The 19,391-nt window shown below is 72.3% G+C and carries 21 protein-coding genes and 1 riboswitch; of the genes, 10 read left to right on the top strand and 11 right to left on the bottom strand.

Translation table 11 applies throughout. The annotated features are described in order from the left end of the window. Positions 1–190: 190 nt before the first annotated feature. Both AB0927_RS36975 and AB0927_RS36970 read left to right on the top strand, forming a co-directional pair. Positions 191–442, top strand: a complete 252-nt coding sequence (locus AB0927_RS36975; RefSeq protein WP_366672223.1) for a hypothetical protein — start codon at positions 191–193, stop codon at positions 440–442. Positions 443–455: 13 nt separating this feature from the next. Further along, entirely contained in the window at positions 456–1,640 is a 1,185-nt protein-coding gene (locus AB0927_RS36970) for an SPFH domain-containing protein (RefSeq protein ID WP_366672222.1), read from the top strand. Between the two features lie 100 nt (positions 1,641–1,740). Here AB0927_RS36970 and AB0927_RS36965 read toward each other — a convergent pair whose 3' ends face one another. Continuing rightward, positions 1,741–2,439, bottom strand: a complete 699-nt coding sequence (locus AB0927_RS36965) for a copper homeostasis protein CutC (protein ID WP_366672221.1) — start codon at positions 2,437–2,439, stop codon at positions 1,741–1,743. 182 nt (positions 2,440–2,621) lie between these two features. Between AB0927_RS36965 and AB0927_RS36960 the strand changes: the two genes are divergently transcribed. Both AB0927_RS36960 and AB0927_RS36955 read left to right on the top strand, forming a co-directional pair. After that, a complete protein-coding gene (locus AB0927_RS36960; RefSeq protein WP_366672220.1) occupies positions 2,622–3,266 on the top strand; it encodes a hypothetical protein in 645 nt (214 codons plus the stop codon). Between the two features lie 26 nt (positions 3,267–3,292). Beyond that, positions 3,293–4,360, top strand: a complete 1,068-nt coding sequence (locus tag AB0927_RS36955; RefSeq protein WP_366672219.1) for a GNAT family N-acetyltransferase — start codon at positions 3,293–3,295, stop codon at positions 4,358–4,360. 73 nt (positions 4,361–4,433) lie between these two features. On the opposite strand, the gene AB0927_RS36950 is transcribed toward AB0927_RS36955, so the two are convergent. Together AB0927_RS36950 and AB0927_RS36945 are read right to left on the bottom strand one after the other, a co-directional pair. Then, on the bottom strand, positions 4,434–4,712 hold the full coding sequence (locus tag AB0927_RS36950; protein ID WP_366672218.1) for a DUF4031 domain-containing protein: 279 nt from the start codon (positions 4,710–4,712) through the stop codon (positions 4,434–4,436). A 7-nt stretch (positions 4,713–4,719) separates the two neighbouring features. Beyond that, a complete protein-coding gene (locus AB0927_RS36945) occupies positions 4,720–5,103 on the bottom strand; it encodes a hypothetical protein (RefSeq protein ID WP_366672217.1) in 384 nt (127 codons plus the stop codon). A 56-nt stretch (positions 5,104–5,159) separates the two neighbouring features. Here AB0927_RS36945 and AB0927_RS36940 point away from each other — a divergent pair, with 56 nt between their 5' ends. The 3 genes from AB0927_RS36940 to AB0927_RS36930 all read left to right on the top strand — a co-directional run bounded on the left by AB0927_RS36940 (position 5,160) and on the right by AB0927_RS36930 (position 8,651). Then, positions 5,160–6,065 (top strand): MurR/RpiR family transcriptional regulator, encoded by a 906-nt coding sequence (locus AB0927_RS36940; protein WP_366672216.1) that lies wholly within the window; start codon positions 5,160–5,162, stop codon positions 6,063–6,065. A 77-nt stretch (positions 6,066–6,142) separates the two neighbouring features. Beyond that, positions 6,143–7,066: an N-acetylmuramic acid 6-phosphate etherase gene (gene murQ / locus AB0927_RS36935; RefSeq protein ID WP_366672215.1), complete on the top strand. Its 924-nt coding sequence runs from the start codon at positions 6,143–6,145 to the stop codon at positions 7,064–7,066. A 16-nt stretch (positions 7,067–7,082) separates the two neighbouring features. Beyond that, entirely contained in the window at positions 7,083–8,651 is a 1,569-nt protein-coding gene (locus AB0927_RS36930) for a PTS transporter subunit EIIC (RefSeq protein ID WP_366672214.1), read from the top strand. Here the strand turns inward: AB0927_RS36930 and AB0927_RS36925 are convergent. Next, on the bottom strand, positions 8,556–9,203 hold the full coding sequence (locus tag AB0927_RS36925) for a class I SAM-dependent methyltransferase (protein ID WP_366672213.1): 648 nt from the start codon (positions 9,201–9,203) through the stop codon (positions 8,556–8,558). The genes AB0927_RS36930 and AB0927_RS36925 overlap by 96 nt on opposite strands. Positions 9,204–9,320: 117 nt before the next feature. On the opposite strand from AB0927_RS36925, the gene AB0927_RS36920 reads away from it, so the two are divergent. Further along, positions 9,321–9,902: a hypothetical protein gene (locus tag AB0927_RS36920; protein WP_366672212.1), complete on the top strand. Its 582-nt coding sequence runs from the start codon at positions 9,321–9,323 to the stop codon at positions 9,900–9,902. Between the two features lie 51 nt (positions 9,903–9,953). Here the strand turns inward: AB0927_RS36920 and AB0927_RS36915 are convergent, their stop codons facing one another. The 5 genes from AB0927_RS36915 to thrC form a co-directional block, all read right to left on the bottom strand. Then, complete coding sequence (locus tag AB0927_RS36915; RefSeq protein WP_366672211.1) at positions 9,954–11,078, bottom strand: NADH:flavin oxidoreductase; 1,125 nt, start codon at positions 11,076–11,078, stop codon at positions 9,954–9,956. Between the two features lie 227 nt (positions 11,079–11,305). Further along, positions 11,306–12,931 carry a chaperonin GroEL gene (gene groL / locus AB0927_RS36910; RefSeq protein WP_366672210.1) on the bottom strand — a complete coding sequence of 542 codons (1,626 nt, stop codon included), beginning with the start codon at positions 12,929–12,931 and terminating at the stop codon, positions 11,306–11,308. 297 nt (positions 12,932–13,228) lie between these two features. Next, entirely contained in the window at positions 13,229–13,432 is a 204-nt protein-coding gene (locus AB0927_RS36905) for a cold-shock protein (protein ID WP_037653356.1), read from the bottom strand. 443 nt (positions 13,433–13,875) lie between these two features. Beyond that, positions 13,876–14,154, bottom strand: a complete 279-nt coding sequence (locus tag AB0927_RS36900) for a MoaD/ThiS family protein (protein ID WP_366672209.1) — start codon at positions 14,152–14,154, stop codon at positions 13,876–13,878. Further along, entirely contained in the window at positions 14,151–15,434 is a 1,284-nt protein-coding gene (gene thrC / locus AB0927_RS36895) for a threonine synthase (RefSeq protein WP_366672208.1), read from the bottom strand. The genes AB0927_RS36900 and thrC overlap by 4 nt, the downstream gene beginning before the upstream one ends. Before the next feature lie 18 nt (positions 15,435–15,452). After that, positions 15,453–15,622: riboswitch (SAM riboswitch) on the bottom strand. 149 nt (positions 15,623–15,771) lie between these two features. Here thrC and AB0927_RS36890 point away from each other — a divergent pair. Both AB0927_RS36890 and AB0927_RS36885 read left to right on the top strand, forming a co-directional pair. Beyond that, positions 15,772–16,716, top strand: a complete 945-nt coding sequence (locus tag AB0927_RS36890) for a glucosyl-3-phosphoglycerate synthase (protein ID WP_366672207.1) — start codon at positions 15,772–15,774, stop codon at positions 16,714–16,716. Between the two features lie 83 nt (positions 16,717–16,799). Then, positions 16,800–18,227 carry a trehalose-6-phosphate synthase gene (locus tag AB0927_RS36885; protein WP_366672206.1) on the top strand — a complete coding sequence of 476 codons (1,428 nt, stop codon included), beginning with the start codon at positions 16,800–16,802 and terminating at the stop codon, positions 18,225–18,227. Here AB0927_RS36885 and otsB read toward each other — a convergent pair. Next, positions 18,215–19,048 carry a trehalose-phosphatase gene (gene otsB, locus AB0927_RS36880; RefSeq protein WP_366672205.1) on the bottom strand — a complete coding sequence of 278 codons (834 nt, stop codon included), beginning with the start codon at positions 19,046–19,048 and terminating at the stop codon, positions 18,215–18,217. The genes AB0927_RS36885 and otsB overlap by 13 nt on opposite strands. Before the next feature lie 46 nt (positions 19,049–19,094). Further along, positions 19,095–19,319, bottom strand: coding sequence for a DUF3263 domain-containing protein (locus tag AB0927_RS36875; RefSeq protein ID WP_366672204.1), 225 nt, complete (start codon positions 19,317–19,319; stop codon positions 19,095–19,097). Between the last annotated feature and the right edge of the window lie 72 nt (positions 19,320–19,391).

Raw genomic sequence — 19,391 nt, 5'->3', positions numbered from 1 at the left:
GGCTGCACACCTACAATCACCACCGCGGACACACCGCGCTGAAAGGCCAACCACCCGCCAGCCGCGTCCCCAACCTCACGGGTCAATACACCTAGGGCCTCGCCGGGATGTGACCTCCCGCCCGTTGGTCCCCGGCCCGACTGGGGTTATCGTCGGAATCCTGGGGCCAGGGCGAGGAGGACGGCCGGTGATGCCGCAGGACGAGGCCGTGATCGGCCGCACGGGGAAGGTGCTCATCGGAACGCGTGGATCCGCGGGACCCGGCGAGGTACTGGTCCGGGTCAGGGGCGGCTCCGAGACGTTTCTCGCCTGGTCGGAGGATCCCCTGCCGCCGGGAGCCACGGTCCTCGTGATCGAATCACGGGGATGCCGCGAGGTCGGCGTCATCGAGTGGGCAGATCCATTGGACGCGCTCGGCGGCGACGCCGTCGACGCCTGCTGAGGAGTACGAGAAAATGTTCGGATACCGCGTACCCGCGCCGGACGAGGCGATGTTGATCTCGGGCGGACGACGGGGACTGGGGGGCGCGCCGTTCCGAGTGGTGACGGGTCACGGCAAGTTCGTGGTCCCGTTCTTCCGCAAGACCCGCTTCCTCTCGCTGGCGATGTGCGAGTCGGAGGTCACCGAGACCTGTGTGACCAAGCAGGGCATCGCCCTGCACGTGCGGGCTGTCATCGCCTTCAAGGTCGGCAATGACAGCGAGAGCATCATCAACGCCGGTCAGCGCTTCCTCTCCGACCAGGACCAGATGTCGGTGCTCACCGGCCGGATCTTCGCCGGTCACCTGCGCGCCATCATCGGCTCGATGACCGTCGAGGAGATCGTCACCGAGCGGCAGAAGCTGGCCGCGGAGGTGCTGGACACCTCCAAGACGGAGATGGCCAAGATCGGCCTGATCGTGGACTCGTTGCAGATCCAGTCGATCGACGACGGCGACACCGGCTACATCGACGCGATGTCCGCCCCGCACAAGGCGGCCATCCAGCGCCAGGCGCAGATCGCCCAGGCGCAGGCCACGCAGGCCGCGGTGGAGGCGGAGCAGGAGGCGGCGCGCCAGCAGGCGGAGTACGCCCGGCAGACCGCCGTCGTCAAGGCCCAGTACTCGGCCGAGGTGGACCGGGCGCAGGCGCAGGCGGCGCAGGCCGGTCCGCTGGCGCACGCGCACGCGCAGCAGGAAGTGCTCGACGCGCAGACGGAGCTGGCCCAGCGCCAGGCCCTGCTGCGGCAGAAGCAGCTGGTGGCCGAGGTCGTCAAGCCGGCCGAGGCGGAGGCCGAGCGGGTGCGGATCCTCGCGGCGGCCGAGGCCCAGCGGATGAAGATCCAGGCGGAGGCGGCGGCGTCGTACGACCGGGTCGCGCTGGACCGGATGCTGATCGACCAGCTTCCGCAGATCGTGAAGGAGGCGGCCGGCGGTCTGGCCGGGGCCAACGTCAACGTCCTGAACGGCGCGGACGGCCTCGGCGAGATCGCGGCCGGCCTGGTCTCCCAGGGCCTGACCATCCTCGACTCGGTCCGCCAGAACCTCAGCGGCCAGGAGTCCGACGGGCACCGCTCCGAGGAGGCCCGGGACACCGGCCTGCTCCAGCTCAGCGCCCGCCGCGAGAAGAAGTCGGACGACGGCCCGGTGGACGTCGACTGACGATCACCCGGCGCGTTCCCGTGACCGCCCCGCTCCCGTACCGGTTCCCCGGCGGGGGGCGGGGCGGTCGGGCTCGTAGCCGTTACCCGGTACCCGTGACCTAGTCTTCCGCGCCGTCCAGCACCCTGCGCCACTCCTTGACCGCGGCTTCCGACACCGGCCCGTGCCAGCCCCGCGGGCGTGCCGCGCCGCCGATGTGGAAGGCGTCGAGACCGGCGGCGAGCAGGGGCGGGACATGGTCGAGGCGGAGGCCGCCGCCTACGAGGACGGTCTGCTCGTAGCCCGGTTCGCCGCGGCGGCCGTATTCGGCCAGCAGGGTCGGCAGGCCCTCGTCCACGCCGGTGGCGGCGCCCGCGGTGAGGTAGGTGTCGAGGCCGGGCAGGTCGGCGAGCTGCTTGCGCAGGGCGTCGCGGTCTGCGGCGCGGTCGATCGCGCGGTGGAAGGTCCACCGGCAGCCCTCCAGCGCCCCGGCCACCCGCTCCACGGCGGCCAGGTCCACGCCCCCGTCCGCGTCGAGGAACCCGAGGACGAACTGGTCGGCGCCGGCCGCCCGCATCTCCTCGGCCACCCCGAGCAGCCGCTCCAGGTCACCGGCCGCGAACCCGTCCGCCAGGCGGAGCATCACGCGCAGGTCGATGTCGACGGCGGCACGGATGCCGGCGACGGTGGCGGCGGACGGGGTGAGCCCGTCGGCGGCCATCTCGGTGACCAGCTCCAGGCGATCCGCGCCTCCGGCCTGGGCGGCGACCGCGTCCTCGATGTCGAGGGCGATCACCTCCAGGACTGCACGCTTGCTCATGGCACCCCATTCGTCACGGCCAAGGATCCAGTAAAGGTCTAGTCCAATTTAAGGGTACGCCGCCGAAGGCGCGCCAGTACGCCACCGGGCGCTCGCCCCGCACCGCCACCGGGCACTCACCTCACACCGCCACCGCGCGGACGCCACTGCGCCACGGGCGGGCGCCACGCGAGAATGGGCCCATGGCCGACCTCGACGCCCTCCGTCTCCGCTTCGCCCGCGCCCTGGACGCCGCCCGCGCCCCCGAGGGTGGCCCGGACCCCGCCCCCTACGCCGACAACCTCCTCGCCCGCTGGCAGGAGCCCCAGCGCCGCTACCACACGCTCGCTCACCTCACCGCCGTGCTCGACCACGTCGACGCGCTGGAGAGGTACGCCGCCGACCCCGACGTCGTCCGGCTGGCCGCCTGGTTCCACGACGCCGTGTACCACCCGGAGCGTTCCGAGAACGAGGAGCGCTCGGCGCGGCTGGCCGAGCGCGCGCTGCCGGAGGCCGGGGTGCCGGAGGCGAAGGCCGGGGAGGTGGCCCGGCTGGTCCGGCTGACCGTCACGCACGACCCGGCCGACGACGACCACGACGGCCAGGTGCTGTGCGACGCCGACCTCGCGATCCTGGCCGCGCCCCCGTCCGCGTACGCCGCCTACACCGCCGAGGTCCGCGAGGAGTACCACTTCGTCCCCAACGACGCCTTCCGGCAAGGGCGTTCCGATGTCCTGCGCCAACTCCTCGCACTGCCACGGCTGTTCCACACCCCCTACGGCCGGGAGCACTGGGAGTCCACCGCCCGCTACAACCTCGCCGCCGAACTGGAAATGCTGTCGCCGTGACGACGCCCCCCGCCTAGGGTGCGCCCATGCGAGCGATGAGCGGGGAACACGTGACCGAGGCCGTGGCCGGGTGCCTGGAGTTGCTGCGGGAGGCGGTGGACCGGGACTGGAGGAGCGTCCGCGCCGGGCGGGTCGAGTGGGACTGCCACACCACCGCCGTGCACGTGGCCGACGACCTCGTGGCCTATGCCGCCAATCTGGCCGGGCGGGCGCGGGACGCCTACGTCCCCTTCGACCTGACGCTGCACGAGGACACCGACAACGCGGGGCTGCTGCACGTCGTCGAGACCACCGGCGCGCTGCTCGCCGCCGCCGTGGCCACCGCCCCGCCCGGCGTCCGCGCCTTCCACCCCCACCCGTTCCGCAGCGCCGACCGCGAGGGCTTCGCCGCGATGGGCGTCGCCGAAGTCCTGCTGCACACCCACGACATGGCCGAGGGGCTCGGTCTCGCCTACGAGCCGCCCGCCGAACTCGCCGAGTCCGTCCTGACCTCGATCTTCCCGCACGTCCAGCCCGGCCCCGAGCCCTGGCCGACCCTGCTGTGGGCGACCGGCCGCGGCGAGCTGCCCGGCCGGGACCCGGTCACCGAGTGGCGCTGGTACAACAACCTCGTCCTGCCCACCGAACGCCTCACCCTCACCGGCATCCGCCCGGCCGCGGCCCGCGATCTCGCCCTCGGCGGCGACGGCGGCTTCGACTGGCTCGGGGGCGCCCCGGAGGACGGCACGCGGGACTCCGCCAGGATGCTGGTGAAAGCGTACGAAGCGGGCGTCCACCGGCCCGAGTTCACCTCGTTCGCCCTCGTGCGCACCGAGGACGGCCGCGCGGTCGGCGCCCTGGGCTTCCACGGCGCCCCGGACGAGGAGGGGCGCGTGGAGATCGGCTACAACCTCGGCGAGGCCGCCCGCGGCCAGGGGTACGCCACGGAGGCGCTGCGCGCGCTGTGCGGGTGGGCGCTGGCCCGCGACGACGTACGGACCGTGTACGCGCGGGCGCGGCAGGCCAACAGCCCCTCCCACGCCGTCCTGGTCCGCGCCGGCTTCACGCCGGCGGGCGCGATAGACGACCGGCTCGTGGCGTACGAGCTCCAGTGAAGCGGTAGCCCGAGGAACTGGCGCGAGAGCCCGAGGAACTGACGCCGAGGCCCCGGTAAATGACGCGGAAACCCTAGGAAATCCCCCGCCGCACCAGCCCCTTGGGCCGCCGCAGTCCCGACTCCCGCAGCCGCCGCACCAGTTCACGGCTGCGGACCTCCACCGCACCGGCCGCCACCGCGTCGGCGTACCGGTGCGCGGGGAGGTCGTAGTGATCGCGCTCGAAGGCCCGCCGGGGCACGCCGAGACCGTCGGCGAACAACCGCAGTTCGTCGTACGACACATCGCTCACCAGGTGCGACCACAGGCGGCCGTGCCCCGGCCAGGTGGGCGGGTCGATGTACACCGTCACGGGCGCCTCACGAGGACGGCGCCCCGCCGATGGCGGAGCCCAGCAGACCCACCGCGGCGACCTTCACGCCCGCCTGGTGGCACACCCAGTGCGGGTCGGGGCCCAGCTCCGGCTCCACGTCCAGCGCGTGCGGGTCGCCCGAGGCGCAGACCGGGCACAGCGGCCAGCGGCCGTACCGCTCCAGGAGCGCGTCCTGCACGTCCTGCGCCACCAGACCGGCCACGAAGTGCGCGCCGTCCGGCCACTGCTCGACCCACCAGCGCCGCTGCGCCACGGAGTCCTCGACCAGCGAGACCACGTCCGCCTCCGCGACCCGGCCCGCCACCAGATCGGCGAGAACCAGGGCACGGGCGGCGTGCAGGGCCTGTTCAAGGGGGGTAATGGGCTCCATGCAACCCATTGTGCGCACTCTTGACCCGGACGCCGAACCGAAAATATCTTTCAGAGGTGACCCAGGACGTGAAGGAAAGTTTCGGCAGTCCCGTGGGCTCGCTCGCCGCCAAGGTGCGCACCCTCGCCCCGTCGATGACCCGGTCCATGCAGCGCGTCGCCGAGGCCGTCGCGAACGACCCGGCCGGCTGCGCCGCCCTCACGGTCACCGGCCTCGCCGAACTGACCGGCACCAGCGAGGCCACCGTCGTACGCACCGCGCGGCTGCTCGGCTACCCCGGCTACCGGGACCTGCGGCTCGCCCTCGCGGGGCTGGCCGCCCAGCAGCAGTCCGGGCGGGCGCCCGCCATCACCACCGACATCGCCGTGGACGACCCGATCGCCGACGTCGTCACCAAACTGGCCTACGAGGAGCAGCAGACCCTCGCCGACACCGCCGCCGGACTCGACACCGGCCAGCTCGGCGCGGCCGTCACCGCGCTCGCCGGCGCCCGCCGCACCGACGTGTACGGCATAGGGGCGTCCGGGCTCGTCGCCCAGGACCTCACCCAGAAGCTGCTGCGCATAGGGCTCATAGCGCACGCGCCCAGCGATCCGCATCTCGCCGTGACCAACGCCGTCCAGCTCCGCTCGGGCGACGTGGCGATCGCGATCACCCACTCCGGCTCGACGGGGGACGTCATCGAGCCGCTGCGGGCCGCGTTCGAGCGCGGGGCGACCACCGTGGCCATCACCGGCCGCCCCGACTCACCGGTCACCCAGTACGCCGACCACGTACTGACCACGTCCACCTCACGGGAGACCGAGCTGCGGCCGGCCGCGATGTCCTCGCGGACCAGCCAACTGCTCGTGGTGGACTGTCTGTTCGTGGGAGTGGCCCAGCGCACGTACGAGACGGCGGCGCCCGCGCTGGCCGCGTCGTACGAGGCACTGGCGCACCGGCATCGCACCAGCGCGAGGTGAGCACCTGCGTCGACGGCGGGTGAGCACCGGCGCCGGGGGAACACCAACCGGCATTCGAGACCGAGAGAGCCGCTCCCATGACCTCCCATGACCTGCGCAGCCAGTTGGCCTCGCTGACCACCGAGGCCTTCCGACCCGAACTCGCCGACATCGACCGTCTGCCCACCCTCGACATCGCCCGGCTGATGAACGGCGAGGACGCCGGCGTGCCGGCCGCCGTCGCCGGACAGCTCCCCCGCATCTCCGCCGCCATCGACGCGGTGGCCGCGCGGATGACCCGGGGCGGGCGCCTGATCTACGCCGGCGCGGGGACCGCGGGGCGTCTCGGCGTCCTGGACGCCTCCGAGTGCCCGCCCACCTTCAACACCGATCCCGACCAGGTCGTCGGCCTGATCGCGGGCGGTCCGGGGGCGATGGTCAGCTCCGTGGAGGGCGCCGAGGACTCGGGCGAGCTGGCCCGCGCCGACCTCGACGCGCTCGAACTCACCCCTGCTGACAGCGTTGTCGGCGTCTCCGCCTCGGGCCGCACCCCGTACGCGATCGGCGCGGTCGAGCACGCCCGTGCGCGGGGCGCCCTGACCATCGGCCTGGCCTGCAACGAGCACAGCGCGCTGGCGGCCGCCGCCGAGCACGGCATCGAGATCGTCGTCGGGCCCGAGCTGATCACCGGCTCGACCCGGCTCAAGGCGGGCACCGCCCAGAAACTCGTCCTCAACATGCTGTCGACCATCACGATGATCCGGCTCGGCAAGACCTACGGGAACCTGATGGTCGACGTGCGCGCCTCCAACGCCAAGCTGCGGGCGCGCTCCCGCCGGATCGTCGCGCTGGCCACGGGCGCGGGCGACGCGGAGATCGAGCGGGCGCTGACCGAGTCCGGCGGCGAGGTGAAGACCGCGATCCTCGTCCTACTCGCCGGGGTCGACGGCCCGACGGCCGCCCGCCTTCTGGAGGACTCCGGCGGCCATCTGCGTGCCGCGCTGGCCCGCGCGACCGGCTGACGCGCACGCTCGGGGGGTGCACACGGACCCCGCCTCCACCGCGACCGCCGTCCTGACCCACGTCGGCGGCCCCGCCAACGTCACCGCCGTGACCCACTGCATGACCCGGCTGCGGCTCACCCTCGCGGACCCAGACGCGGCGGACGGGACGGGACTGCGGACGGTGCCGGGGGTGCTGGGGGTGGTGGAGGACGGGGCCGCGTGGCAGATCGTGCTGGGGCCGGGAGTGGTGGAGGCGGTGACGGCACAGGTGCGGGCGCGGACCGTACGGCGGCCCCCGGCGCCCGGCGCGGACACGGGCCTCCCGACCGCCGCCCCGCAACGCGACGACGCGGACACGAGCCTCCCAGCCGCCACCCCGCAGCGCGACGGCACGGACACGGGCCCCCCAGCCGCCACCCCGCAGCGCGGTGGCGCGGCCCGGCTCCCGGCCGCCCCGCGCCGCCGCGAGGCCACCCCGCTCAAGACCGCCCTGCGCCGGATCGCGAACGTCTTCGTCCCGCTCATCCCCGCCCTGATCGGCTGCGGCATCCTGGCGGGTCTCAACGGCCTGCTCAGGAACGCCGGCTGGCTGCCCGGTCTCACCCCCGCGCTCACCACGGTTGCCTCGGCCTTCATGGCGCTGCTTGCGGTGTTCGTCGGCTACCACACGGCGCGGGAGTTCGGCGGCACCCCGGTGCTGGGCGCGGCGGTGGCGGCGGTGGTCGTGTACCCGGGCGTGGCGGAGGTGACGGCGTTCGGGGCCCATCTCGCCCCCGGCCAGGGCGGGGTCCTCGGCGCGCTGGCGGCGGCCTTCCTCGCCACCCGGGTGGAACGGTTCTGCCGTGGCCGCGTCCCCGACCCCCTGGACGTCCTCCTCACCCCGACGGTGACGGTCCTCGTCCCCGGCCTGATCACGCTGTACGGCCTGATGTACACGGCGGGCACGGTGGCCTCGGCGATCGGCACGGCGGTGAACTGGCTCCTGACGGCAACGGGCGCGCTGGCCGGCCTCCTCCTGGGCGGCCTCTTCCTCCCCCTGGTCATGCTGGGCCTCCACCAGGCCCTGATCCCCATCCACGCCACCCTCATCCAGCAGCAGGGCTACACCGTCCTGCTGCCGCTGCTGTCCATGGCGGGCGCGGGCCAGGTGGGCGCGGCCCTGGCGGTGTACGTCCGGCTGCGCCACGACCTGTCCCTGCGTACGACGATCCGCTCGGCCCTGCCCGCCGGCCTCCTGGGCGTCGGGGAACCGCTGATCTACGGCGTCTCCCTCCCCCTCGGCCGCCCCTTCCTGACCGCCTGCGCGGGCGGCGCGGCGGGCGGCGCCTTCATCGGCTGCTTCGCGATGCTCGGCACGAAGGTCGGCGCGACGGCGATCGGCCCCTCGGGCTGGGCCCTCTTCCCCCTGCTGGCGGGCAACCGGGGCCCGGCGGCGACCGCCGCGGTCTACGCGGGCGGCCTGCTCACCGGCTACCTGGTCGGCTTCCTGGCGACGTACGTCACCCTCTCAGGGCGCGCGCCACACCAGGGTGTACCGCCAGAAGAACCCCCGCCGCAGCCGGGCGCCGGGCAACAGCCGGCGAGCCTGCCCGGCGATCTCTGAGAAGTCCATCTCCGGTTGCCGGGTGGGCGCGGTCATGGTCACGGGCCGCCGCACGGCGGCCCGCCCCCGGTTCTTCACCCACCCGAACAGCGGGTTGAGCGGCAAGGAGGCGGCCCCTCGGACGTCCTCGTCCCGCGCGCATCCCACGACGACCAGCGTCCCTCCGGGCGCCAGCTCCGCCCGGAACCGGGTGAGGGCCTCGGTGAAGGGGAGGTGGTGCAGGACGGCGACGCAGGTGATGACGTCGTAGGGGCCGGGCGGCAGCGCGTCGGGGGCGGCGCCGAGCGTGTGCCGGACGTTCTCGAAGGCCCCGCCCAGCTCCCGTGCCCGCTCCAGGATCTCCGCATCGGTGTCGACCGCCTCCACCCGCTCCGCCCGCGCGGCCAGCAGCCGGGCCAGCTCCCCGGCTCCGCACCCGACGTCCAGCGCCCGCCCGAAGCGCTTGGGCAACTGCCGCAGCAGCCAGGGGTGGTAATGGGCGTTGTGATCCCAGGGGTAGGCCGCGTTGAGCCGCTGAAGACCGCCTAAGAACCGCCCCGTCAGATTCGTCATGGCCCCACCCCATCACGGCCTCCCCTTGGGGAGCCACGGTGAAGCCCCGCCGTCCCGCCGTCGGGATCCTGGACACTGGGGGGACAAGGAACCCGCCTACCGACCGGAACCACCACCATGAATCACGCCCAGCTGACCGCCCTGGGCCGAGCGCTTCGGCTGCTCGGCGAGCACGGGGAGGCGTTGGCCGCCGACACACCGGACGGGCGGCTCCACGAGATCAGGACGGATCTGCGCAGGGCGCTGGACCTGCTGGAGGAGAGCGTCGGGACGAACGCGCCGGCCACGCGCTGCGCCGAGCATCCGCACGGCCCGGTGGACGAGAGCGCGCCGGACCTGTGTCTGCTGTGCGAGACGCGGCGCCGGGCCGCCCGCCGGTCGGAGTACCAGGGCAGGCCGGGCCCGGCGGAGCCGGTGGCCACCGCGCCGTCGCGGTACGGCGTCCGGGGCGACCGCCCACAGCCCCAGCAGCGCTGGCTGCCGGAGCTGTGGAACGGGCAGGAGTGGCAGCTTTGCGGCACCCCCCGGCGAGACCGCCAGGAGGCCGAGGCCTACCTCGCCGCCCAGCGGCGCGGCGCGCGGCCCGCGATGGCGTACCGGCTCGTGCACGAGTTCACCGACTACGAGGTGCTCCGCGTGTGGGGCACCCCGGTGCGCGTCGACATCGAGCCGCTGAACGGCAACATCGGCGGCGTCTGAGGCACGGCATCGGAGTCACGGGCCTCAGCGGCACGGCCTCGGAAGCACGCCTCAGCTCAGCGTCTTCAGCGACGCCGCGTCGTACGGCGCCAGCTCCGCCACCCGGCCGGCGAGCACCTTCGCCGCCCACTGCGGGTCCTGGAGCAGCGCGCGCCCGACCGCGACCATGTCGAACTCGTCGGCCTCCAGGCGGTCGAGCAGGTCGTCGATGCCCTGCACCGGGGAGCCCTCGCCGGCGAAGGCGCCGGTGAAGTCGCCGTCGAGGCCGACCGAGCCGACGGTGATGGTCTGCTTGCCGGTGAGCTTCTTCGTCCAGCCCGCGAGGTTGAGGTCGGAGTCGTCGAACTCGGGGAGCCAGTAGCGGCGGGTGGAGGCGTGGAAGACGTCGACGCCGGCCGCGGCGAGCGGGGTCAGGATCGCCTCCAGCTCCTGCGGGGTCTCGGCGAGCCGGGCGTCGTACGCCTCCTGCTTCCACTGCGAGTAGCGGAAGAGGATCGGGAAGTCGGGCGAGACCGCCTCGCGGACCGCCGCCACGATCTCCGCCGCGAACCGGGTGCGCGCGACCGGGTCGCCGCCGTAGGCGTCCGTGCGGCGGTTGGTGCCCTCCCACAGGAACTGGTCGAGGAGGTAGCCGTGGGCGCCGTGGATCTCCACGCCGTCGAAGCCGATGCGCTCGGCGGACGCCGCGGCCTCGGCGAAGGCGCCGATGACGGCGTCGATGTCGGCCTGCGTCATGGGCGTCGCGTCCGCGGTGCCGTTCAGGCGCAGACCGGAGGGACCGTGGGAGGGGGCGTCCGGGTAAGGGGCGTCGCCCTGGTTGCGCACGGTGCCGATGTGCCACAGCTGCGGGACGATGGTGCCGCCCGCCGCGTGCACGTCCTCGGCCACCTTCGCCCAGCCCGCGAGCTGCTCCTCGCCGTGGAAGCGGGGCACGCGGTCGCTCTGGCCGGCCGACTCGTGGCCGACGTAGGTGCCCTCGGTGACGATCAGGCCGACGCCCGCGGCGGCACGACGGGAGTAGTACGAGCGCACGTTCTCGCCGGGGACGCCGCCCGGGGAGAACATCCGGGTCATCGGCGCCATCACGATCCGGTTGGGGACGGTGAGGCCGTTGAGGGCGATGGGGCGGGAGAGTATCCGGGCCGCGCGGGAGGCGGCGGGCGTGTCGACGGTCACGGGTGGGGTCTCCTCGGAGGGGCTGTTGCTGACCATGCGGTATGTGAACGTGCATTGTTATAGACGCTTAAGTAAGCCGTCGTGCAAAGGCCAGCATTCCCGCACCCGGAATCGGCCGTCTGTGACACGGGCCACGCCGGCGGTACATGGGAAAGTCCGAGGGCGGCACCCCCTGCCTGTGACAGGGGGTGCCGCCCTCGGTACGGAAACCGATCGACCAGAGTCGATCAGAAGTCCATGTCACCGCCCGGCATGCCGCCGCCCGGAGCGGCCGCGGCGGCCTTCTCCGGCTTGTCGGCGATGACGGCCTCGGTGGTGAGGAACAGCGCGGCGATGGAGGCGGCGTTCTGCAGCGCGGAACGGGTCACCTTCGCCGGGTCGATGATGCCCTCGGCGACCAGGTCGACGTACTCGCCGGTCGCGGCGTTCAGGCCGTGGCCCGGGGTCAGGTTGCGCACCTTCTCCACGACGACACCGCCCTCGAGGCCGGCGTTGACGGCGATCTGCTTCAGCGGGGCCTCCAGGGCGATGCGCACGGCGTTGGCGCCGGTCGCCTCGTCACCCTCGAGCTCCAGCTTCTCGAAGACCTGGGAGGCCTGCAGCAGGGCCACGCCACCACCGGCGACGATGCCCTCCTCGACGGCCGCCTTGGCGTTGCGCACGGCGTCCTCGATGCGGTGCTTGCGCTCCTTGAGCTCCACCTCGGTGGCGGCACCGGCCTTGATGACCGCGACGCCGCCCGCGAGCTTGGCCAGGCGCTCCTGGAGCTTCTCGCGGTCGTAGTCCGAGTCGCTGTTCTCGATCTCGGCGCGGATCTGGTTGACACGGCCGTTGACCTGCTCGGAGGAGCCGGCACCGTCGACGATGGTGGTCTCGTCCTTGGTGATGACGACCTTGCGGGCGCGGCCCAGGAGGTCCAGGGTCGCGTTCTCCAGCTTGAGGCCGACCTCCTCGGAGATGACCTCGCCGCCCGTGAGGATGGCGATGTCGCCGAGCATGGCCTTGCGGCGGTCGCCGAAGCCCGGGGCCTTGACGGCGACGGACTTGAAGGTGCCGCGGATCTTGTTGACGACCAGGGTCGACAGGGCCTCGCCCTCGACGTCCTCGGCGATGATCAGCAGCGGCTTGCCCGACTGCATGACCTTCTCCAGGAGCGGGAGCAGGTCCTTGACGGAGCCGATCTTGGAGTTCGCGATGAGGATGTACGGGTCCTCAAGCGACGCCTCCATGCGCTCCATGTCGGTCGCGAAGTAGGCGGAGATGTAGCCCTTGTCGAAGCGCATGCCCTCGGTGAGCTCGAGCTCCAGGCCGAAGGTGTTGCTCTCCTCGACGGTGATGACGCCTTCCTTGCCGACCTTGTCCATGGCCTCGGCGATCAGCTCGCCGATCTGGGTGTCGGCGGCGGAGATGGACGCGGTGGAGGCGATCTGCTCCTTGGTCTCGACGTCCTTCGCCTGCTCCAGCAGGGCGGCGGAGACGGCCTCGACGGCCTTCTCGATACCGCGCTTCAGGGCCATCGGGTTGGCGCCGGCGGCGACGTTGCGCAGGCCTTCCTTGACCAGGGCCTGGGCGAGCACGGTCGCGGTGGTCGTACCGTCACCGGCGACGTCGTCCGTCTTCTTGGCGACTTCCTTGACCAGCTCGGCGCCGATCTTCTCGTACGGGTCCTCGAGCTCGATCTCCTTGGCGATGGAGACACCATCGTTGGTGATCGTGGGGGCGCCCCACTTCTTCTCGAGGACGACGTTGCGACCCTTGGGGCCGAGCGTCACCTTGACGGCGTCCGCGAGCTGGTTCATGCCGCGCTCGAGGCCGCGCCGCGCCTCCTCGTCGAACGCGATGATCTTGGCCATGTGAAGTGGTCCCTCCAGGACTGGGGGTGATTCCTTCGGACCGCGCCCGCGCCCGCGACGGACGGTTCGCCGGCCTGTGGTTCCTTGCCCCACACGGCCCGCGGACCTCACCGACCCGGTCCTTCGTTGTCACTCTCACCTTCAGAGTGCTAACGCAATGATTAGCACTCGGCATGGTCGAGTGCAAGCGCCTGCGGCGGGTACATCGGCCCCGTCAGCCGCGGGCGAACGCGCCGGGCGGGCACGCCGAAGGGCCCGCACCCCGTGTGAGGTGCGGGCCCTTCGGCAGAGAAACGTTCAGACGGCGACGCGAACCATGTCGGCCTGCGGACCCTTCTGGCCCTGCGAGATCTCGAACTCGACTCGCTGGCCCTCCTCCAGGGTGCGGTAGCCGTCCATCTGAATGGCGCTGTAATGGACGAAGACGTCCGCACCACCGTCGACCGCGATGAAGCCGTACCCCTTCTCCGCGTTGAACCACTTGACGGTGCCCTGAGCCATGCCTAACTCCCCTATTACTGGCCCTTGCACAGATCCGCACTTCGCGGACCCGGGTCAGACCTCACCCCCAATTCGGCGGGGGCGTGCGCCGGAACGCGTCGACCGCGGCTGAATGTATCTGTCCAACTGCCGTCTGCAACAGGTCAATTGGACGAGAATTCTGGACGCGAACGATCCGGAATGTGGGGAGAATTCATCTGAATTCAGGGCAAGTCGGGCCCCGTAAAAGACGCAAAAGCCGCGGAAAGCCCGTGCATTTTGGCTACTTCTTATCGGGCCCGCGGAAGGGAATCGAGGGGTCCCCCTCGATGGCTCGGGGGCGCGTTCCCCAACTCTACCGCGCTCAATCACACAGAATTGCCCCCTCCGCTTCTCTCACGGAGAGGGCAATCCTAGACACCTTCGGTGACCGTCATTACCCAAGGTAATGATCGATCATCCGGTCAGCAGCCGCCGGCCACCGCCGGGATGATGGAGACGCCCGCGCCGTCCGGAGTGACGGTCTCCAGGCCCTGCTCGAAACGGACGTCGTCGTCGTTGACGTAGACGTTCACGAACCGGCGCAGCTTGCCCTGGTCGTCCAGGACGCGGGCGGCGATGCCGGTGTGGTTCTTCTCCAGGTTCTCGATGACCTCGCCGAGGGTGGTGCCCTCGGCGGCGACCTCGGCCTGTCCGCCGGTGTAGGTACGCAGGATGGTGGGGATGCGAACGGTCACGCTCATGCGAGGCCAGCCTCTCGGAAGGAGTCCAGGGTCGGACGGATGGTGGCGGTCAGGCCGGTGCCGGCCACCGCGTCGAGGGTCTTCAGGCCGTCGCCGGTGTTGAGGACGACGGTGGTCTTCGCCGGGTCGAGCAGGCCGTTCTCGATGAGCTTCTTCGTCACGCCGACGGTCACGCCGCCCGCCGTCTCGGCGAAGATGCCCTCGGTGCGGGCCAGCAGCTTGATCGCGGCCACGACCTGCTCGTCCGTCACGTCCTCCACGGCGCCGCCGGTGCGCCGGGCGATGTCCAGGACGTAGGGGCCGTCGGCCGGGTTGCCGATGGCGAGGGACTTGGCGATGGTGTCCGGCTTCTGGGGCCGCACCACGTCGTGGCCCGCCTTGAAGGCCGTCGACACCGGCGAGCAGCCCTCGGCCTGGGCGCCGAAGATCTTGTACGGCCGGTCCTCGACCAGGCCCAGCTTGATCAGCTCCTGGAGCCCCTTGTCGATCTTGGTGAGCTGGGAGCCGGAGGCGATCGGCACCACGATCTGGTCGGGCAGCCGCCAGCCGAGCTGCTCGCAGATCTCGTACGCCAGGGTCTTGGAGCCCTCGGCGTAGTACGGCCGCAGGTTCACGTTGACGAAGCCCCAGCCCTCGCCGGCCGGGTCGCCGATCAGCTCGGAGCAGAAACGGTTCACGTCGTCGTAGTTGCCCTCGATGCCGACGAGTTCACCGCCGTAGACCGCGGCCATGACGATCTTGCCCTGCTCCAGGTCGTGCGGGATGAAGACGCAGGAGCGCAGGCCCGCGCGGGCGGCGGCGGCGCCGACGGCGCCGGCCAGGTTGCCGGTGGAGGAGCAGGACAGGGTGGTGAAGCCGAAGGCGCGCGCCGCCTCCAGGGCCTGGGCGACCACCCGGTCCTTGAAGGAGTGCGTCGGGTTGCCGGAGTCGTCCTTGACGTACAGACCGCCGGTGACGCCGAGTTCGCGGGCCAGGTTGTCGGCCTGGACGAGCTTGGTCCAGCCGGGGTTGATGTTCGGCTTCTTGGCCACGTCGGCCGGGACCGGCAGCAGCGGGGCGTAGCGCCAGATGTTGGCGGGGCCGCCCTCGATCAGCTTGCGCAGCTCTTCGGTGTCGTAGGCGGAGAAGTCATAGGCGATCTCCAGCGGGCCGAAACACTCCTCGCAGGCGAAGACCGGGCCGAGCGGCACGCGGTGGCCGCACTCGCGACAGCTCAGCGCCGCGGCGGGACCGAGATCGACGGTGGGAGTTTCGGAGGTTGCAACTGTCTGCACAGCCATGGGAGGCGAGGCCCTTTCTCCTCATCTTCCTCACGACGCACCTCGCCGTGAGACGGAATTGGCACCTTCCCTAGCCGGGAGCCTCGCTGCTCGAAGCGTCGAAAAGTCGAAACGTTCGAAGACGAGAACCGGCTGGAGGGTTGCCGGGGCTTCATCGGGCCGTGTCCCTCTGCCCCTCTGGATGAGCGGTATTCGATTGTGTCCGCCAGATGCGGCGGTGTCCGCGCGCGACCCCCGACATGCGATGGTCATCGGCGTTGCTCAAGACTGTAACCGAAGGCCTGGAGAGTTGAGATAGTCGTCCGTACCGCGAGACGAACGTGAGGAGCCGGGGACCGTGCTGGAAGAAGTCGAGCGCTGGATGGGCAACCGCTCCTGGTCCGTGCGCGACCGTCCCTTGCACCAGGTCCTGGCGGCCAAACAGCGCACCGGCCAGACCATCAGCGTGGTCCTGCCCGCGCTCGACGAGGAGGAGACCGTCGGCGAGATCGTCGCGGCGATCCGGCGCGATCTGGTGGAGCGGGTGCCGCTCGTCGACGAGGTGCTGGTGATCGACTCGGGCTCCACCGACCGCACCTCCGAGGTCGCCGCCGCGGCGGGCGCGCGGGTGGTGCACCGGGACGCGATCCTGCCCCGGATACCCGCGGTGCGGGGCAAGGGCGAGGTGCTGTGGCGCTCGCTGCTCGTCGCCACCGGGGACATCATCTGCTTCGTCGACGCGGACCTCAGGGAGTTCTCCTCCGACTTCGTCCTCGGCATCGTCGGCCCGCTGCTCACCGAGCCGGACGTGCAGCTCGTCAAGGCGATGTACGACCGCCCGCTCGCCGGGACGGCGGGACAGGGCGGCCGGGTCACCGAGCTGATGGCGCGTCCGCTGCTCAACATGCACTGGCCGCAACTGGCGGGCTTTGTGCAGCCGCTGGGCGGCGAGTACGCGGCCCGGCGCTCGCTCCTCGAACAGCTGCCGTTCCCGGTCGGGTACGGCGTGGAGCTGGGCATGCTGGTGGACGCCCTGCACCTGGTGGGCTTGGACGCGCTGGCCCAGGTGGACGTCGGCGTGCGCAGGCACCGGCACCAGGACGGGCAGGCGCTCGGCCGGATGGCGGCGGCCATCTACCGCACGGCCCAGCTACGACTGGCCCGCGGCCACCTGGTGCGCCCCGCGCTCACCCAGTTCGAGCGGGGCGTGTCCGGCTTCGAGCCGCGCACCTACACGGTGGACACCGAGGAGCGGCCGCCGATGACGGAGATCGCGGAGTACGCCCGGCGCCGGGTGGCGTGAAAGCTCGGGTGCGGCCCGTGGCGACCGGCTTCCGCAGTGGTCGGTGGGTTTGAGTGTTTCCGGGCCGGGCTAGGTTCTGGACCATGGCTTCCACGCACGACGCTGAGGTGCTGGTCGCGTCCAATCGCGGCCCGGTTTCGTACGAGGCGGGCGAGGACGGTTCGCTGCGCGCCAAGCGGGGCGGCGGCGGACTGGTCTCGGGCCTGTCGGCGATCGGTCCGGAGACGAACGCGGTATGGGTGTGCGCCGCGCTGGGCGACGGCGACCGGGAGGCGGCGCGGCGCGCCGGCGGCGGCCCGCTGCCGGCCGCGGACACCGGCGGGCAGCACGTGCGGATGCTCGGCATCGACGCGGACGTCTTCGCCGACGCGTACAACGGGATCGCCAACTCGGTGCTCTGGTTCGTGCACCACATGCTGTACCAGACACCGCTGGAGCCCGTCTTCGGCACGGAGTTCCGGCGGCAGTGGGCGGCGTACGAGGCCTACAACCAGGCGTTCGCCGAGGCGCTGGCCGAGGAGGCGGGCGAGGGGGCGGCGGTGCTGATCCAGGACTACCACCTGGCGCTCGCCCCGCGGCTGCTCCGCCGGCTCCGGCCCGACCTGCGCATCGGCCATTTCTCGCACACCCCGTGGGCGCCGGCGGAGTACTTCCGGCTGCTGCCGGACGACATCGCGGCGGAGCTGCTCACCGGGATCCTGGGCGCGGACCGGGCGGCGTTCCTCACGTCGCGCTGGGCGGACGCGTTCACCGAGTGCTGCCACGCGGTGCTGGGGCCCGGCATCCCCTCCGGCACCCGGATCGGGGTGCACGGGCTGGGCGCGGACGCCGACTTCCTGCGCGAGCGGTCCCACCGCGCCGACGTGGACGAGCGGATGGCGGCTCTGCGGGCGGAGATCGGCGAGGGCCGCCGGACCATCGTCCGGGTGGACCGCACCGAGCTGTCCAAGAACATCGTGCGCGGGCTGCTGGCGTACCGGGAGCTGCTGGACACGCACCCCGAGTGGCGGGAGCGGGTGGTCCACGTGGCGTTCGCGTATCCGTCGCGGCAGGACCTCGCGGTGTACCGGGACTACACGGCGCAGGTGCGGCGGGTGGCCGAGGAGATCAACGCGGCGTACGGGACCGCGGGCTGGACGCCGGTGGTGCTGCACGTGAAGGACGACTTCGCCCGGTCCCTGGCCGCGTACCGGCTCGCCGACGTGGCCCTGGTCAACCCGATCCGGGACGGCATGAACCTCGTCGCCAAGGAGGTGCCGGTGGTCTCCGACGAGGGGTGCGCGCTGGTGCTGTCGCGGGAGGCGGGGGCGCACGAGGAGATGGGCGAGGACGCCCTCACGGTGAACCCGTACGACATCACGGGCACGGCCGAGGCGCTGCACACCGCGCTGAGCATGCCGGCGGCGGAGCGCGCGGAGCGCTCGAAGAGGCTGGCCGCCGCGGGCACGGCGCTGCCGCCGGCCCGGTGGTTCCTGGACCAGCTTGACGCCCTGACCGCTCAGCCGAGCTGAGCCGCCAGCGCGGTGAGCAGCCGTACGACGCCCTCGGGGCCGTCGACCACCAGGTCCGCCCGCTCGGCCAGTTCGGTGACCTCCGTGCTGCCGCTGCACACGAGGAGGCCGGGGACGCCCTCGGAGCGGAGCTTGTCGACGGCGGCGTAGGCGGGGAGGTCGCCGAGGTCGTCGCCGGCGTAGAGGACGGACCCGGCGCCGGTCTCGCGGAGGTACTCGCTGAGGGCGACGCCCTTGTCCATGCCGGGCGGCCGCAGTTCGAGGACCATGCGGCCGGGTTCGACGATCAGCCCGTGGCGGGCGGCGAGGTCGGTGAGGGGGGCGCGCAGGGCCTCGTACGCCGCCGCCGGGTCCTGCGCGCGGCGCGTGTGCACGGCGACGGCGCGGCCCTTCTCCTCGACCCAGGTGCCCCGCCAGGCGCCGACCCGGTCCAGCAGGCCCGGCAGTTCGGCGCGGACGGCGGCGACGCCGGGGTGGGGGGCGGGGGCGGTGACGGTGCCGGTGGCGGCGTCCCAGCGTTCGGCGCCGTAGTGGCCGAGGACGGTGAGGTGGGCGAGGCCGGGGACACCGGCGAAGCCGCCGTAGCGGACCGCGACGCCGGCGGGCCGGCCGGTGATCACGGCCACGTGGGCGACCCTGGGCGCGAGGGCGGTGAGCGCGGGGACGGCGCCGGGGTGGGCGCGGGCCTGCTCGGGGTCGGCGACGATGGGGGCGAGGGTGCCGTCGAAGTCCAGGCCGACCACCGCGGCGGCGGGGTTGGCGACCAGCGCGGCGAGCCCGTCCCGGCCGGCCTGGGTGGCTGGGGTCGGCAGAGGATCCATGTACCGACACTATCCAGCGGGGGCCCGCGTCACGCCTGGCTCCGGCTCAGCGGTCCGATCTGCGGGTCTCCCGGACGCGGCGCAGGCGGTTGACCGTGACCGGGTCGTGGGAGAGGGCGCGCTCGTCGTCGAGGAGGGCGTTGAGGAGCTGGTAGTAGCGGACCGGGGAGAGGTGGAGGTCCTCCCGGATGGCGCGCTCTTTGGCGCCGGGGCCGGGGAAGGACCGGCGTTCCAGCGCGAGGATGGCCTTCTCTCGGTCGCCCAGTTCCATGGGGAAACCGTAGCGCCCGGTCCGTGCCGTGCGCGCCGGGCCGGTACGCCCCGGATGGCCGCCTGAGGTCTA

The sequence above is a fragment of the Streptomyces sp. NPDC048106 genome (assembly GCF_040706415.1).
Taxonomy (GTDB): domain Bacteria; phylum Actinomycetota; class Actinomycetes; order Streptomycetales; family Streptomycetaceae; genus Streptomyces.
The sequence above is the reverse complement of the archived record's forward strand: the minus strand, read 5'-3'. Positions and strand labels throughout refer to the sequence as shown.